The 1,677-nt window shown below is 64.0% G+C and carries 1 protein-coding gene; it reads left to right on the forward strand.

All coding sequences use genetic code 11. The annotated features are described in order from the left end of the window. A partial coding sequence (locus tag EN964_RS33825; RefSeq protein ID WP_206528807.1) for an efflux RND transporter permease subunit occupies positions 1 to 1,677 on the forward strand: 1,677 nt, incomplete at both ends.

The raw sequence follows: 1,677 nt of genomic DNA on the forward strand, positions 1-1,677 counted from the left end.
ATGCAGGAGGAAGGCCTGCCGCCGAAGGAGGCGACGCGCAAGTCGATGCACGAAATCACCGGAGCGCTGATCGGCATCGCCACCGTGCTTTCGGCCGTGTTCGTGCCGATGGCTTTCTTCGGCGGCTCGACCGGCATCATCTACCGGCAATTCTCGGTGACCATCGTCTCGGCGATGGTGTTGTCCGTGCTGGTCGCCCTTGTGCTGACGCCCGCACTTTGCGCCACGATCCTGCGACCGCCCAAGGACCATGCGACGCAAACGGGCCCGTTCGGCTGGTTCAACCGGGTCTTCGATCGCGGCACGCTTGCCTATCGCGACGGCTCGCACGGCATTATCAACCGGTCCTGGCGCTTCCTCGCCGTCTTCCTGGCCATCGTCGTTGCCGTGGGCTGGATGTTTGCCCGGCTGCCAAGTTCGTTCCTGCCGGAAGAAGACCAAGGCATCCTGATCACCAGCGTGTCGCTGCCGGTCGGCGCGACGCAGGATCGCACGGAGCGGGTGCTGGCAGAGGTGACCGACCATTATCTCAATCAGGAGAAGGACGTCGTCGACGGGGTGTTCACCGCTTCCGGCTTCGGCTTCGGCGGCGCAGGGCAGAATGTCGGCATTGCTTTCGTGCGGCTGAAGGACTTCGACCTGCGGAAATCGCCGGCTTCTGCCGCGCAGGCAATCGCCGGCCGGGCGATGGGCGCGTTTTCGAAGATCAGGGATGCGCAGGTCTTCGCGCTTGCGCCTCCCGCCATCCAGGGCTTCGGCAACACCAACGGCTTCGATTTCTACCTGCAGGATGTCAACGGCGCGGGCCATGACGCGCTGATCCAGACGCGCAACCAGCTTCTGAACCTGGCCGGGCAGAACAAGCTGCTCGCCAACACGAGGCCCAACGGGCAGGAAGACCAGCCGCAATTCTCGGTCGACATCGATCAGGAAAAAGCCAGCGCGCTGGGCGTCAGCCTGGCCGACATCAACAACACGCTTTCGACCGCCTGGGGCAGCGATTACGTCAACGACTTCATCGATCGCGGGCGGGTGAAACCGGTCTATCTGCAGTCGGACCCGAACTTCCGCATGCAGCCGGAAGATCTGGACAAATGGCAGGTCCGCAACGCCAGCGGGGCGATGGTGCCGTTCTCGGCCTTTGCTTCCAGCCATTGGACATTCGGTTCGCCCAGGCTCGAACGCTACAATGGATCGGCGGCTGTCGAGATCCAGGGCGCGGCGGCCACGGGCATCAGCTCGGGTGCCGCCATGGACGAGATCGACAAGCTGGTGGCGCAGCTGCCGGCCGGCTATTCCCACGAATGGACAGGGCTGTCGCACCAGGAGAAGCTTTCCGGCAACCAGGCGCTGTCGCTCTATGCGATCTCGGCCCTTGTGGTGTTCCTTTGCCTGGCAGCACTCTATGAGAGCTGGTCGATCCCGTTCGCGGTCATGCTGTCGGTGCCGATCGGCATCTTCGGCGCGCTGCTGGCGGCAAGCCTGTTCGGCCAGTCCAACGACGTCTATTTCAAGGTCGGCCTGCTGACCACGATCGGTCTCGCGGCCAAGAATGCCATCCTCATCGTCGAGTTCGCCATCGAGCGGCAGACCGCCGGGATGGGGCTCGTCGAGGCGACGCTGGAGGCAGCACGACAGCGGCTGCGGCCGATCCTGATGACGTCGCTGGCCTTCATC

The sequence above is a fragment of the Mesorhizobium sp. M7A.F.Ca.CA.001.10.2.1 genome, assembly GCF_003998575.1.
Lineage (GTDB): Bacteria > Pseudomonadota > Alphaproteobacteria > Rhizobiales > Rhizobiaceae > Mesorhizobium.